Origin of the sequence: Affinundibacterium danionis (assembly GCF_042432465.1) — a bacterium.
Lineage (GTDB): Bacteria > Pseudomonadota > Gammaproteobacteria > Burkholderiales > Burkholderiaceae_D > Undibacterium > Undibacterium danionis.
This window is the reverse complement of the sequence record NZ_JBHLXJ010000002.1, coordinates 360,642-375,421: the sequence shown is the minus strand read 5'-3', so window position 1 is coordinate 375,421 and position 14,780 is coordinate 360,642. Positions and strand designations below refer to the sequence as shown.

9 protein-coding genes are annotated in these 14,780 nt (G+C 44.6%); 3 read left to right on the top strand and 6 right to left on the bottom strand.

The annotated features are described in order from the left end of the window. Positions 1–11: 11 nt before the first annotated feature. Positions 12–1,052, bottom strand: a complete 1,041-nt coding sequence (gene murB, locus ACFFJH_RS01735; protein ID WP_390209592.1) for a UDP-N-acetylmuramate dehydrogenase — start codon at positions 1,050–1,052, stop codon at positions 12–14. A 235-nt stretch (positions 1,053–1,287) separates the two neighbouring features. Between murB and ACFFJH_RS01730 the strand changes: the two genes are divergently transcribed. Continuing rightward, complete coding sequence (locus ACFFJH_RS01730; protein ID WP_390209590.1) at positions 1,288–1,779, top strand: YajQ family cyclic di-GMP-binding protein; 492 nt, start codon at positions 1,288–1,290, stop codon at positions 1,777–1,779. A 56-nt stretch (positions 1,780–1,835) separates the two neighbouring features. After that, positions 1,836–2,501 (top strand): retropepsin-like aspartic protease family protein, encoded by a 666-nt coding sequence (locus ACFFJH_RS01725; protein ID WP_390209588.1) that lies wholly within the window; start codon positions 1,836–1,838, stop codon positions 2,499–2,501. A 61-nt stretch (positions 2,502–2,562) separates the two neighbouring features. Here the strand turns inward: ACFFJH_RS01725 and aroG are convergent, their stop codons facing one another. The 5 genes from aroG to ACFFJH_RS01700 all read right to left on the bottom strand — a co-directional run bounded on the left by aroG (position 2,563) and on the right by ACFFJH_RS01700 (position 11,651). After that, entirely contained in the window at positions 2,563–3,621 is a 1,059-nt protein-coding gene (gene aroG / locus ACFFJH_RS01720; RefSeq protein WP_390209586.1) for a 3-deoxy-7-phosphoheptulonate synthase AroG, read from the bottom strand. A gap of 447 nt (positions 3,622–4,068) precedes the next feature. Further along, on the bottom strand, positions 4,069–4,758 hold the full coding sequence (locus ACFFJH_RS01715; protein ID WP_390209584.1) for a nitroreductase family protein: 690 nt from the start codon (positions 4,756–4,758) through the stop codon (positions 4,069–4,071). A gap of 182 nt (positions 4,759–4,940) precedes the next feature. Then, the gene (tldD, locus tag ACFFJH_RS01710) at positions 4,941–6,401 is read right to left on the bottom strand and encodes a metalloprotease TldD (RefSeq protein WP_390209583.1); all 1,461 of its coding nucleotides are present in this window, start codon (positions 6,399–6,401) and stop codon (positions 4,941–4,943) included. 125 nt (positions 6,402–6,526) lie between these two features. Continuing rightward, positions 6,527–7,330, bottom strand: coding sequence for a carbon-nitrogen hydrolase family protein (locus ACFFJH_RS01705; RefSeq protein WP_390209582.1), 804 nt, complete (start codon positions 7,328–7,330; stop codon positions 6,527–6,529). Between the two features lie 37 nt (positions 7,331–7,367). Continuing rightward, complete coding sequence (locus ACFFJH_RS01700; protein WP_390209580.1) at positions 7,368–11,651, bottom strand: YhdP family protein; 4,284 nt, start codon at positions 11,649–11,651, stop codon at positions 7,368–7,370. 372 nt (positions 11,652–12,023) lie between these two features. Between ACFFJH_RS01700 and glnE the strand changes: the two genes are divergently transcribed. Beyond that, positions 12,024–14,759: a bifunctional [glutamate--ammonia ligase]-adenylyl-L-tyrosine phosphorylase/[glutamate--ammonia-ligase] adenylyltransferase gene (glnE, locus tag ACFFJH_RS01695; RefSeq protein ID WP_390209579.1), complete on the top strand. Its 2,736-nt coding sequence runs from the start codon at positions 12,024–12,026 to the stop codon at positions 14,757–14,759. Positions 14,760–14,780 lie beyond the last annotated feature (21 nt).

Here is a 14,780-nt window from a genome sequence, read left to right as displayed (position 1 = left end):
CTTAGGGCCTGTTAGACGAATACAGGTTCGACTTCTAGTGATACACCCATTTTTGCCAACACATCGGCTTGAATTGCTTGTGCCAATTGCTTGACCGCAGCGCCGTTTGCACCGCCAAGATTAATTAGCACTAAGGCTTGCTTCTCATAGACGCCCACGGTCGCGGCGCTATAGCCCTTCCATCCACATTGCTCAATTAACCAACCTGCCGCTAATTTGTAATCACCATTGGCTTGAGGATAACTGACACAAGCAGGATATTGGCGCAGTAGTTGGTCGCGCAAGTCGGCGGTAACTATGGGATTTTTAAAAAAACTGCCTGCATTGCCAATCAAAGCGGGATCTGGCAACTTGCTTTGCCGGATAGCGATAATCGCATTACTAACATCAATTGGCGTCGGGGTAGCAACGTTATGCGCCTGAAGATATTTCGCCACGTCGCCATAATTGAGGCGGGCTTGCCATTGCTTAGGTAGCGCAAAACAGACATCTAAAATTACATAACGTCCCGGTTCTCCGCTTTTAAAAATACTGTCTCGATAGGCAAAGGCGCAGTCTTGTTTAGTGAAGGTTTTCACTTCCCCGGTCTGCATGTCCAACGCGCGCAAGCTATCAAAATAGTCTTGCATTTCTAAACCGTAAGCACCGATGTTTTGTATAGGCGAAGCACCAACGGTACCTGGAATTAAGGATAAATTTTCTAGACCTGGATAACCATGCGCCAAAGTCCATAACACAAACTGATGCCAATTCTCACCCGCGCCAGCACGCACGATGAAGGCGTCGCTGGTTTCGGCTTTCAATTGGCGTCCCATGATCGCGATATGCAGAACAATATGTGGTAAATGCTCAGACAAAATCATATTGCTGCCACCGCCCAAAATCAAACGCGGCAATTGTGATAAATCTGTATCAGCTTGAAGTTGCGTGCGTAATGCCTGTAACTGTGACAAGCTTTCTATCCGCACATAACGATGTGCTTGCGCCGATATTCCAAAGCTATTCAAGTGGCGCAGGTCAAAGTTTTGTTGAAGTAGATATTCTGGTTTCATAGAGACAAGATTATAGTCGGTAACGCATGCTTAGCCTGACGTTCTGTCACAAAAATGCCTATAAAGTTAGGCTTAGTTTTTGTTAAAATAGCGCCACCAAAAAGAAATAGCTAAATTTCATCGCTTTATTTCTGCCTATTTATATTATCGTAATTTTTTCACGCTTATTTTCGAGAATCATAGCCAGACGCGCTGTGAATCACGCCGATTAGTCATACATCTACAAGGAACATCCATGCCCTCATTTGATACCGTCTCCGAAGCGAATATGGAAGAAGTCAAAAACGCCATCACTCAAGTCAATAAAGTCGTTACCAATCGATTTGATTTGAAAGGAACTAGCGCCAAAGTTGAACTCAAAGACAAAGAGCGCGAAATCACCATTTTTGGTGATACTGAGTTTCACCTGGACCAAATTATGGTTGAAGTGACCCAAACCATGGGAAAACGTAGTGTAGATGTGCGCTTTTTAGATATCGGTAAAGTCGATAAAATCGGCGGTGATAAAGTTAAGCAGGTTATCAAAGTAAAAAACGGCATACAAACCGAAGATGCAAAAAAAATCGTTAAAGTGATCAAAGACAGCAAGTTAAAAGTACAAGCCAGCATACAAGGCGATGCGGTGCGTGTGACCGGCGCGAAACGTGATGATTTGCAAGCGACCATGGCAATGCTGCGTAAGGAAGTCAAAGATTTGCCGCTGGAATTTAATAATTTCCGTGATTAATCTTTACCTCTGTGTTCACTATCTGCTCTCTCTGACCGTGTACAAACAAAGCCAGCATGACTTTCTCTCATCTTAGGCGTCTTCTTTTAGCCAGCGCATCTACCGCTTTGCTAGGCAATAATCGCTCGGCTTATGCCGCCAGCGATATTAGCTTGGTCGCCTTAAGCAATGGAAAAGCCATGCTGGTCGTCGATGGTAAGGCGCCCAAAATGTATGCTATCGGTAGCAATATCGATAGCACGACAAAATTAATTGCTAGTACCGCCAATAGCGCGACGATAGAAGTCGAAGGCAAAAAGCAAATTCTGTATTTGGGTCATGGCGGCATGCGCAGCACTACTGAATCCAAAAACGCGAGCGTCACTCTACATGCCAACGAATTGGGCCATTTTTTCACACTGGGGCAAATTAACGGTGGCAGTAGTTTGCGTATGATCGTTGATACCGGAGCTAGCTTTGTCGCTATCCCAGCATCTGAAGCAATACGATTGGGAATTGACTATCGCAAAGGCCTAAGAGCCAGATCCAACACCGCCAATGGCATCGTTCCGATTTATTTGATCAAACTCGATTCAATCAAAGTCGGCGATATAGAATTATTTCAGGTCGAGGCGTCCATACACGAAGGTGATCTCAATATCTGCTTACTCGGTATGTCATTCTTGAAGCGAGTGAGTATGGTGCGCGAAGGCCAACAAATGGTGCTGACAAAGAAAATCTGATTTGACAGTCACCCAATAAAAAAGGGCTGAGTTTAAAAAAACTCAACCCTATTCACAGCATTTATTTAACTGCACTACGACGTTGTTTAACCGCATCAGCAAGTCCTTGTAAGACCACCTCACTGTCTATCCAATCTATACAGCCATCCGTAATGGATTGACCATAAATCAATTCTTTACCTGCCACTAAATCCTGACGGCCTGCAACTAAATTAGATTCGATCATCACCCCGACTATACGTTGATCGCCACCTGCGATTTGACGGGCAATATCTGCACACACTGGAATTTGGTTCAAAGGATTTTTTGAACTATTCGCATGTGAAGCATCGATCATAATGCGTGGTTGCAAACCATTAGCAGCGATATCTTTAGCGGCTGCATCAACGCTCGCAGCATCATAATTTGGCGTCTTACCGCCACGTAAAATGATGTGACAATCTTCATTGCCATTGGTCGAAACAATCGCTGAGTGTCCGCCTTTTGTGACTGACAAGAAGTGATGCGGTTGGGAAGACGCTTTAATCGCATCGACGGCGATTTTGACATTACCATCCGTGCCATTTTTGAAGCCAACTGGGCAGGACAAACCCGATGCCAATTCCCTATGCACTTGTGATTCTGTGGTTCGCGCACCGATCGCACCCCAGCTAATTAAGTCTGCGATGTATTGTGGACTAATCATATCCAGGTACTCGGTACCAGCCGGCAAACCAAGTTCATTGATATTTAATAGCAATTCACGCGCAATACGCAGACCGTCATTAATACGGAAGCTGTTGTCCATATACGGATCATTAATCAAACCTTTCCAACCAACCGTAGTACGCGGTTTTTCGAAATACACGCGCATCACGATTTCTAATTCACCGGCAAATTTCACGCGTGCTTCAGCAAGTTTTTTTGCATACTCCAGAGTCGCTTTGGTATCGTGAATCGAGCATGGGCCTATCACTACCATCACTCTATCGTCTTTGGCTTGCAGAATATTATGCAATGCGGCGCGCGCATTGGCGGTGACTTCTGATGCTTTATCAGAGCAGGCAAATTCGCGAATCAAATGCGATGGTGGAAGCAGCTCTTTCATTTCCCGAATACGTAGATCGTCTGTGCGTTGCATGATGTTTTCCTGAAGTTTTAGTAAGATTAAAATGTGTTTAAAAAATAATTTCTAGAAAATTTTTTTGATCCGTTTTACCTATCCATTGACCTGATGAGTTAATTTCAAAGGGCAAAAAAAAACCGCCATGATTGGCGGTTTTTTTGGATCGCTTGGGTTCTCAGTACGTCGATTTTGCTTCTACGTGAACTTACCACTTCTCCACCGCCTTAGGGTTGGAATAGCTAAAGTAAAAGTGAAAGTAAAATCGTGCAAAATTCATGAAAACCTCGTGATCGAATGCAATGACTATAACAACATCAAGCTGCAATTGGCAAGCAATTTATCTCAATATGCGCAGAAACTTACAAAAGGCTTGAGCAAACACATGCTTCAGAACATAAGCTTATAGCCAAATCTCATATACCAACTTCAGATTCAAACCTCACATTCAAACAAGATTAGCACTTATAAAAAACTGGCAATCTCATTTAATGGTTTCTTGCGAATATTTGGCACCATGCAATGATCTGCGGGATGTCCAACCACTAACAAAATATACGGTTTTTCGTTATCCGGACGATCCAGCAATTCATTTAAAAATCCCATAGGGCTTGGGGTATGTGTCAAAGTCGCTAAGCCTGCGTGGTGTAAAGCTGCGATTAAAAATCCTGTCGCGATGGAAACCGATTCTGGCACATAATAATTTTTGACTGCCGTGCCGTCATCCATCAAGGTACTTTTTTGCCCAAAGATCGCGATCAAATAAGGGGCATCTTCTAAGAAAGGCTTATTAGAATCCGTACCCAAAGGTGCTAATGCATCTTTCCACTCTTGCGGTGCACGACGCTCATAAAATTCGCGCTCTTCGATTTCTGCTTCGACACGGATACGATGCTTTAATTCAGGGTCACTGACAACTGCAAAATGCCACGGTTGATGATTGGCACCTGAAGGCGCAGTACCCGCAGCTAACAAACACTGCTCTATGACTTTGCGAGAAACTGGTTCTGATGAAAATTCACGTATGGTTTTACGGCGAGATAGCTCTTGATAGAACTCCGCAGCGCGCGCTTCCATCTCACTTTCGGGATAGGCGCGATAGGTACTCAAAGGAATGAATTGAGGCGAACCTTGATTGAAGGAGAGTTTAGACATGCTGATCCTTTCGTAGAAAAAAGATACTGTAATCACAATATCGGATCGACTCAAGACACAACACTACATTCAATACAAGAAGCAAAAATAAAGGCTTTTTAACAATCAATCAACGGCAAAAATATGTATATACAATACGAACTTTTGCCGTCAATTTACCAAAAGAAACTGCACTCTAGAACCTAGGCGGTACCGCCAACGACCAAGCCATCAATTCGCAAAGTCGGCTGTCCAACTCCTACAGGTACACTTTGCCCTTCCTTGCCACATACACCAACACCGGAATCCAAGCGCATATCATTGCCTATCATTGATACCCGATTTAAGACATCGGGACCATTCCCAATCAAGGTTGCGCCTTTAACTGGATAGGTGACTTTGCCATCTTCTATCATATAGGCTTCACTGGCAGAAAAGACGAATTTACCATTCGTGATATCTACCTGACCACCACCAAAATTCACCGCGTACAAACCATTTTTTACTGAAGCTAAAATTTCGGCAGGATCTTTGTCGCCGCCCAACATATATGTATTGGTCATGCGTGGCATAGGCAAATGGGCGAAAGATTCGCGACGTGCATTGCCTGTCACTGGCATCTTCATCAAGCGTGCATTCATCGTGTCTTGAATATAGCCTTTGAGTATGCCGTCTTCAATCAAAGTAGTGCATTGGGTAGGATTACCTTCGTCATCAATATTCAAAGAACCTCGGCGATTTTCTAAAGTGCCGTCATCCACTACAGTCACGCCTTTTGCCGCAACGCGATCACCGATGCGACCGGCAAACGTACTAGACCCCTTACGATTAAAATCGCCTTCCAATCCATGACCTATGGCTTCATGTAATAAAACACCAGGCCAACCTGAGCCAAGTACCACGGTCATCGGCCCGGCTGGCGCAGGTCGCGCATCTAGATTAACTAAAGCAGACTTCACTGCATCATCTGCGTATTGTTCCAGAATCGCATCCGTGAAATACGAAAAATTATAACGACCGCCACCTCCACTAGAACCTGTTTCACGACGGCCATTTTGTTCTGCGATGATAGTCAGTGACATACGCACCAATGGGCGAACGTCAGCAGCAATCACACCATCACTGCGTGCCACCAAAATCACGTCATACTCGCCAGCTAAACTCGCCATGACTTGGACGATACGCGGATCTTTGGCGCGCGCAATTTTCTCGATGCGCTCTAACAAGGCAACTTTTTGAGTGGCATCTAATGACGCCAAAGGATCATCTTGCAAAAATAAATTATGGCCTTGTATGCCTTGCATGGAAGAAGCAACTTGAATCTTGCCAGAGCCTGCGCGCGCGATAGTACGAGTAGCGGCCGCAGCTTCTAACAATGCGTGCTCCGAAATTTCATCTGAGTAGGAAAACGCTGTCTTATCGCCGGACACGGCGCGAACGCCAACGCCTTGATCTATCGAAAAACTACCAGTCTTAACGATACCTTCTTCCAAACTCCAACCTTCATTTTTGGTAAACTGAAAATACAAATCCGCATAATCGATCTTATGGGTGAACATGGTTTTCAACGCGGACGATAGCTTGACCTCATCCAGTCCAAAAGGCTTCAAAAGAATATCGCGAGCGATAGCAAGGTGTTTTAAATTCGAATCAAATGGTGTCATATTCTTCAATCTTTATTGACTACAGCAGTGGCTACTAAGTGGCTAGAAACTTGCGTATTGTAGAGCATTTCATACAGATGCTCGCGAGGCGACCAAACGCAACTAAAACCGAAACTAAAACACAACTAGCAAGCAAAGCGTCGATGCTTTAAGGCTGGTAAGTTATTACGGATATTTTGCATTGCTTCCCTATCCAAATCGGCGACAACTACGCCCTCGCCTTCTTCCAAACAACTCAAAACTTTACCCCAAGGATCAATCAACATACTATGTCCCCAAGTACGGCGACCACTATCATGCGTACCGCCTTGGGCTGATGCTAATACATAGCATTGGTTTTCTATAGCGCGGGCTCGCAGCAGGATTTCCCAATGCGCCTGTCCGGTCGTGTAGGTAAAGGCGGCGGGCAACACTAACAAATCACAGACTCCCATATTGCGGAATAATTCTGGAAAGCGTAGGTCATAACAAATACCCAAGCCCACTTTACCAACTGCGCTATCAAAGCTAACGATCTCGTCACCAGCTTGTATGGTGTTCGACTCTTGGTAGCTTTCTTCGCCATTGGTAAAGCCAAACAAGTGAATTTTGTCATAGCGCGCAATTTGCGTTCCGCTAGGATCAAACACCAGACAAGCGTTATAGATTTTATGACTATCACTCGATTGCAAAGGAATAGTTCCTCCGACTATGGTCATCTGCAATTCTTGCGCCATTTGCTTTAAAAAGTTCTGTAAAACGCCATTTCCCGGCTCTTCAGCAAAGGCTACTTTATCCGTATCACGCAGCCCCATAATGGACCAATACTCAGGCAACACGGCTAGCTCGGCACCCGCCGATTTCGCTTGTTGCAACAAACGTTTTGCGGTTTGTATATTGGTGGCTGGGTCAGCTAATGACACCATTTGTATTGCAGTGATTTTCATCATAGTCCTTACTTTACTTCAGTCTTACTGTACTTCAATCTTATTTTACGTCTGTCTTATTTTTACTTTGTTCGGCTTTCAATTGATCTGCTTTTTGCTTTTCTAAAATTTGCTGGCGCTCTTTATTTTCTATCTTGGTAACCACGGGATTTTTCCACGGTCCAGTAATTTGATATTCATAAGTGAACGCTCGTTTCAAAGGATCTCTAAAAAACAATTGCGCTAAAAACGTGCCTAAGCCTATAACAGGGTTAACGGCCAAACCATAAACCACAGACGCGGCACCAGCATTCAAATCAGGAATCACAGCAACGTGTAAATCTTGAGATTCTTTGGCGACATCTGCACTACCTTCCATCAATACGGTCGCATTCACACTATTCATTTTTAAATTATCGGTCTTGGCGATACCGTGTTGAATCTGTGCGGTTCCAGTAATCGTATCAAAGGCAAAACCGTCTGAAAACACATCGCGAAAATCTAGCGTAAAACGTCGTGGCAATGATTGCATACTCAGGACGCCAAGTAACTTCGCAGCACCCGGATCGACTTTAAGAAACTGCCCCGCAGCCAACTTCAATTGTAGTTGTCCGCTTAAGCTAGGAATATCGATATCGAAAGGTAAACCATTCCACTGTGCATCGCCCTCCAAACGGCCTTTACCCCCCTTCAATACTTCTTGAAAATCCAATCTATCCAAAAGCTTGCCAGAGTTAGCGATATCTAAAACGTAGCGCAAATTTGTCTGACTATCATTCGCTCTGGCCACCCATTTACCACTGGCACTCAGCTCAGCATCATCGTTTTTTATATTTAATTTATCGATATGCCATTCGCGCCCTTGCGCCGCTAGGCTATTACTGGCGAGTAAATCTAGGCGGCCCAATTTTTTATCAAATAATTCAAAATTGTCGACTTGAATATCAAGATTAGGAATTTGTTTCGTCGTATTCTTTGCTTCCAGTAAATCCCCTACGTCAGATGCTGCGGATTTGGGGATCATCAAACGACTTAAGCGAGCAGCTAGTTGTCCGTTGGATTGTTGGTTACCCAAGCCATTCCAAGTCAAATAACCTGACGCTTGTTTAGAATCCAAATTAGCTTGCCACAAACCCGATTGATGCGAGGCACCTAATACGATATTGTCCAATTTTTTACCAAACAAAAACAATTCATCCGTGGTGACGGAAAAAGAATTCGGCTCTATGTATTGGGCTAGATCGGGCGTTTTTTTACGCTCACCAGAAATAGCTTGGGCGCTCTGTGAATTAGCTAGGGGATTTTCCCCCTCGATAGATTTAGCATTTTTTTCTAACAACCGACGCCAGTCGTCCACGTTCAAGGACTTAGTCGCGATATGCACACTCAATCCATTATCGGGCAAAATAGCTGGCGCATTGACGGCAACACTTCCTTTCATCACCTGCCATTTCGCATTTTTCTCATTCAACTTTTTGCGTTGATAATGCGCACTAAAACGATTTCCTACACTAAGTTTAATTTGCTCGCGCGATTCGCTAGCACTACTGCTAGCGTCTGGTAACAGCTCAAATTTCAACGCTAATTGATCACTAGCAAGCTTGGTAAGCGGTGCAGGTAAATTCCACCCCAAACCAAGCAAGCCAGATTCCACTATCACTTCTGTTTGTCGTTGCTTAACATTTATTTGAGTTGTGTAACGACTCTCACCATTCAATCCAGTCAACAATCCACCTAAATCCACGTCCGCAAAGTGTTTACGGATGCCATCCGCACTGGCTAGGCCATCTAATTTAATACGGATCACACCGTCTTTTTGTGTTCCACCGCTAGCCTGAACGCTTCCACCTAACATCGACGCTTTTAAATTATTCAAATTTAAACCGCGTTCATTAAACTCGATGCGACCATTTAAACCTGTCATCAAAGGCAGATCTGGCTGCAAATTAGTATCGTTTGCGCCTAATTGCAAAACACCTTGTACCTTGGAATCAATAATCGTGTGTAAGGGCAACTGTAATTTCAATCCCAACTGTGCATTTCCTGTAGCGACAGTATCATGCAAAAAATTACCCAGCCAATCATCTACCGGACTCGCTTTGACATAATTCAGCATAGACTGCAAGCCACCACTAGCAATGCCATCAATTTGCAGGACAGAATTATGCTCGGCCAAGTCAGGAATAATTGCTTTTACTTTTGAGACCGCAACCCCATTAGTAGTACCGCTCTCCGCGCGGATTTCCATACGAGCGCGGTCAAAAATAAAACTGCCTTTAATGTTTTCTATCACAGGCCAAAAAGGCGCGTTACCATCTTTCGCAAATGCACCAGGTAAAAAATTTAATTTACCGGCGTGAATATTACCCTTTACGAAAAACTCTCCTTGCTCAAATGCGCGGGTGTCTTTTTGGTGATAAGGAAATTGCGCTAATGGTCCTTTAAGTTTGAAAACTACGTCATTTGCCGTACCGTCGAGTAAGGCATTACTCAACCAAAAACGCAAATCATCGGGGGTATGCGCAGGGATATAGCGATTAATCGTTTTCAAATCAAAACCATTCAAGCGGCCGCTGATATCGAGTTCGCCTAAATCTTGCTGACGCATCGACATAACATGTTTACCGTTCAAAGAGCCGATAGCACCATCTTGTTCAAAATCCATATCATGAATCTGAAACAATAATTTATCATCGTTCGCGAATTCCCATTGTGCACGCATTTGCAAACGTTTAAACGGCATCAAAGGGTCGACAAAATAACTCGGCAATTGCAGCACCAGATCATGAGAATCCAAGGTAAAACTGCCACCTTTATCCGTCGCATCTATGGAACCAGATAAATTATCAAAGCCAGGTATCGCTGGCACTGCCGCCTTGGCAGGCGTTTTTCCCACTTTGGGGCGAGCCAGCTGCGCCTTCAATGGCTGCATTTCTAAATTACTGAAATGGCCCTTGACGCTGTAACTAGAAATTTCGGGAAAACTACCCTGCCAGCGAGCAGTGAATTCCTTGAGCACACCTTTCGGTGCCACATCCATCAATAAACGTCTTTGATCTAAAGGAATCGGCAGATGCTCGGCAAAATTGGCTAAAGAATGCAAGTCAAGTGACTGCGCATACAATTCAACTTTCTCACCTTGACCATTTTCACCAGGTGTAAAGGTTTCCTTAAGGGTGGTTGCGGGCAGCAATAAACCGTCCCGAGTTTGCATAGAAAAATCGACCAAAGCCAAACTGTGTCCAGCCTGCCCTAGCATCCAAGATAAGTAGCGGCGATTATCGGCGATCCGCTCAGAGGCGATGATACGGCCACTTACTTGAGCCATATCCAGCACAGGCAAATCGCGACGAAATTTACCCAAGACATCTTGCAAGCGCACATCAGCGGTAAAATCAACAATTCTGCCCTGATCCATTTTCACCCAAGAACGTAAGGTACCAACACCTTTGTCTAGTTTCACAGGTAAGGAAAAATAACGGTGAATCGCAGGCAAATCAGCCTGTCGCAAATCAGAATACAATTCACCCGACCACGATGCTAAATCCATTTTTTTATGCGCAAAAACGGACTGAGTAAACTTGCCACGAATATCCACGGGGGCAGTCAATAAGGCTGGAGGCTTCGCACGCAATGCAAAACGATGTTGATGCCATTGATTTTCTAGGACGAAATTGACTTCATTGAGCGTCAAAACAGGATTTCCCTGCATTTGATCATCCCAACTAATCTGTCCATCTTGTATATTTATTTCATGTTGTGCCAACACCCAATTGATGCCTGCATCGTCTTGCTTCCCGTCCGACTTTACACTAACCGGAAAACCAGCCACCTGTATCGTACCGTCACGATCTCTTTGTACTTTCAAACTAGGTTTGAATACAGCAATCTGATCGAAACGTATGTCCAATACAAATAAAGACCACCAAGAAATACTGGTGCGCACCTCGGGCAAGCTTAATGCAGGCTTGGAATATTGGTCGAGGATGAGCACATTACTCAGGGTGAGTTGCGGATTAAATGCTTGCCAACCTGCCTGAATTTTTTCAATACGAACTTGCCGTCCCATTTTTTGACTAGCAATTTGCTCTATCTCTGGCTTGTAATTTTCGAGATTAGGCAAAACGATATAGCGCAACACCAAGAAGAGAACCGCGAATACGAAATACAGCAGCAACAGACACTTCATTGCAATCGTACAAGCCTTCTGCACTCCACGCCCACCATGGCAGGCGGCTACAAAGCAGGTACTCCTAAAATGAAGGGCGGCGTGACGCCAACCACGCTTAGTCGGTTGTGGTTGTGTATCAGAAGCGGATGAGGATGGCGGCGATTCTAATTTCACGTTAGAACCGAGGCAGAAAATTTAGGATAAAACAGGGCATCATGTGCCATCAGGCACCGCGACATCAGTAATGCTATAAACAACCGAATTCTCCCCGCTCACTTCGTAAAAATATCAAGCAATGCGAACATTTCGCATAAATTTCATAGCGCTTTTGCTGCAATAGTGTCGTAGAGTATCAATTCACAGCACAATTGACTACTACTTTACTTCTTTGTACTTACTGCCCGTTCTCTTTAACACGCCTCTAGATAACTCGGCAGTTCTTTATACATTGATCGTTCAGCTTTACTTTACAATGCACTTGGGCCAGATGCAGCCTACACCGGCATTTTTTATTCGTATAAATTTGCACCAACCTGAATACCGCACATGAATTCTTCACTCACCTCACTTACTTCAATTGCATTAAGCAATCCACAACATCCCGCCCTACGTTCGCGTTTTTTAAGGCGTTGGCTCAATGCAAAAGAAACAAGAATTCATGAGCTAGAAAATATAGCGCAATTATCCCTGAGCAAGGCGGTTTTTGGCGAAATTTTACAAAATGAAATGGCACAAGGCGCTAGCCTAAGCGCCGCCATGCGCCGCACTCGGAATTTGCTGCTCTCAAGCCTCATCGTGCGAGATCTCAATGGTAGTGCGAATTTGCATGAAGTTATTACCACTATTAGTGACTTTGCAGGTTTTGTCGTACAAACCCATTTGCAACAACTAATGTCGGAAATGCTCGCCATGCACGGCCAACCTATCGGTGAAGAAAGTGGCGAAGCGCAAGAGCTGATTGTGCTTGGCATGGGCAAACTAGGCGGCCATGAACTCAATGTATCTTCGGATATTGATCTGATTTTTTGCTACAGCGAAAATGGCGAAACCCAAGCTGGACCAGAACAACGCGAACTTTCTAACCACGAATTTTTCAGCCGACTTGGCAAAAAACTGATTGCGGCGATTTCGGAAATTACTGAAGATGGATTTTCATTTCGAGTCGATATGGCATTACGCCCTAATGGCAACTCAGGCCCCTTAGTCGCTAGCTTTGGCATGGTGGAGGACTATTTTTTAGTTCAAGGCAGAGAATGGGAGCGCTACGCCTGGGTCAAAGCGCGCGCTATCACAGGCAAAGCGGAACACATCGCTGTGCTAGGCAAAATTATTCATCCCTTTGTTTACCGTCGCTATCTCGACTATGGCGTGATTGACTCGCTGCGCAATATGCATCATCAAATCCGCGCCGAAGTGGTACGTCAAGAAACACGCCATCCTGATCGAGGCATCAATGTTAAATTGGGTCGTGGCGGGATTCGGGAGGTAGAATTTCTGGCGCAAGTATTTCAATTAATTCGGGGGGGGCGCGAGCCGATACTGCGTGATCGGTCCACTCGCAAAACCTTAAACACCCTAGCAGAAAAAGGCATACTAGATCAGCAAGTCGTTGCTCAACTGCTGCTGGCATATACCTTCTTGCGTGATGTCGAGCATCGATTGCAGTATTTGGATGATGCACAAACACATATTTTCCCGTCGAATTTAGAAGATCAACATATCGTCGCACAGATGATGGGGTATGCCGATGTCAGCGCATTAAATGCGGTGTTGATACCTCATATGCGATTTGTTGCGGAGCAATTTGATGCGATCTTCAAAGACAAATCAGACAAAGAAACCGAGCAATTAGAAGCGCCTAACTTATCGGATCCAGATGCAGTTGAGACTATCGAATTACATCTTCAAACTTTAGGTTTTCAAGAAGTAAAAAGTTTGGCGCAGCGACTCGCGAGCACTTGGCGATCTGGAAAAATGCAATCCTTATCGGAGTCTAGTCAGCAGAAAGTAAGCGGCTTGATCAATAGCGCACTCAATATTTTAGCCAAACGAACGGAAGGACAGACAGACAGCTTACAACGACTACTCGATTTTTTAGAACAAATTGCCCGTCGCAGCGCTTATTTATCTTTATTGAGCGAATTCCCTCATGCATTAGAACGTTTGCTTCGCATGATGAGCGCCAGTGATTGGGCCGCCAAGTTTCTAAATCGCCATCCTATTTTGCTTGATGAATTATTAGATGAGTCAGTCTTGCATCAGGTACCGGACTGGAGCTCTTTTAGCGCGGAACTACACCATCAATTGCAGCAACAAAACGGTGATATCGAAGCGCAATTAGACAGCTTACGCGAAATGCATCATGCGCTGCTATTCCGTCTATTAGCCCAAGATTTGGAGGGACGTTTAAGTGTCGAGCATTTGGCTGATGCCTTGTCAAAATTAGCCGACATTGTGGTAGACGCCGTTGTACGGGCGGTGTGGCAGAGTATTCCCAATCGCCATCGCGAAAGGCCGCGTTTTGCCGTCATCGCTTACGGCAAATTAGGTGGTAAAGAATTGAGTTATGCCTCCGATCTCGATGTCATTTTTTTGTACGATGACGAGGATCAGGAAGCGCCAGCACTGTATGCCAAATTAGCGCAACGCTTTATCACTTGGATGACATCACACACATCCGCTGGTGTGCTATTCGATATTGATATTGCACTACGCCCAGACGGTGCCAGTGGGCTCATGGTTTCATCCATAAAATCATTCGAAAAATATCAAGAAAAATCAGCTTGGCTGTGGGAGCATCAAGCCCTCACACGAGCACGTTTTTGTGCTGGAGATCAGGAAATTGGGGAACGATTTGAGCGAATCAGAGAGCAGGTTTTACGACTACCGCGAGATGCCGACAATTTACAATCTGAAGTCAGCAGCATGCGCAAAAAAATGCGCGATGCAAACGTGAATCGAAGCGATTTATTTGATTTAAAACACGATCATGGCGGCATGATAGATATTGAATTCATCGTCCAGTATTTGGTATTACGCTACGCTCATGACTATCCAGATCTGACCGCGAATATCGGCAATATTGCGCTATTAAAACGCTGCGGAGAACTCCAGCTTATCGATCCCACACTTGCCGTAGAAACAGCGAACACCTATCGAATTTTGCGTAAATATCAGCACAACATACGTTTACAAGGAGAGGAGAAAGCGCGTGTTCCGACTGACAAAGTGGCACAAGTAATTCTCGCTAGTCAAGCACTATGGAATACTTTGCTTACCTAAATACCATAGCGCCATAAAAAA

Excerpts from the sequence above, each read along its gene's own strand:
- aroG (WP_390209586.1), bottom strand. The coding sequence starts at position 3,621 with ATGCAACGCACAGACGATCTACGTATTCGGGAAATGAAAGAGCTGCTT.
- murB (WP_390209592.1), bottom strand. The coding sequence starts at position 1,052 with ATGAAACCAGAATATCTACTTCAACAAAACTTTGACCTGCGCCACTTG.
- glnE (WP_390209579.1), top strand. The coding sequence starts at position 12,024 with ATGAATTCTTCACTCACCTCACTTACTTCAATTGCATTAAGCAATCCA.
- ACFFJH_RS01715 (WP_390209584.1), bottom strand. The coding sequence starts at position 4,758 with ATGTCTAAACTCTCCTTCAATCAAGGTTCGCCTCAATTCATTCCTTTG.
- ACFFJH_RS01725 (WP_390209588.1), top strand. The coding sequence starts at position 1,836 with ATGACTTTCTCTCATCTTAGGCGTCTTCTTTTAGCCAGCGCATCTACC.
- ACFFJH_RS01730 (WP_390209590.1), top strand. The coding sequence starts at position 1,288 with ATGCCCTCATTTGATACCGTCTCCGAAGCGAATATGGAAGAAGTCAAA.
- tldD (WP_390209583.1), bottom strand. The coding sequence starts at position 6,401 with ATGACACCATTTGATTCGAATTTAAAACACCTTGCTATCGCTCGCGAT.
- ACFFJH_RS01705 (WP_390209582.1), bottom strand. The coding sequence starts at position 7,330 with ATGATGAAAATCACTGCAATACAAATGGTGTCATTAGCTGACCCAGCC.